Here is a 293-nt window from a genome sequence, read left to right on the forward strand (position 1 = left end):
TTCCCGATCTGGGGGCGCTGAACGCCTGGCTGGAAGCCCGCTGCATGGACTGTTGGGAACGGCTGCGGCATGCTGAATTGCCGTGTAGCGTCTCCGAGGTTCATGCAAGCGAACGTCCCCACCTCATGGTTCCGGGGCGTCCCTTTGACGGGTTTGTCGAACAGACCAAGCGTGTCTCACCAACCTGCCTGATCCAGTTCGAAGGCAATCGCTACAGCGTGCCGGCCTCCTTTGCCAATCGTCCGGTCAGCCTGCGGGTTTATCCCGACAGGCTACGCGTTATCGCCGAAGGG

Annotated in this window: 1 protein-coding gene; it reads left to right on the forward strand. The window is 61.4% G+C overall.

The window, feature by feature from the left end; genetic code table 11:
- Nucleotides 1–293: Mu transposase domain-containing protein (locus GFJ39_RS13980; protein ID WP_407645913.1), on the forward strand; the 293-nt coding region annotated here is incomplete at both ends.

This window comes from Gluconobacter aidae (assembly GCF_009547075.1).
In the GTDB taxonomy this organism is placed as follows: Bacteria; Pseudomonadota; Alphaproteobacteria; order Acetobacterales; family Acetobacteraceae; genus Gluconobacter; species Gluconobacter aidae.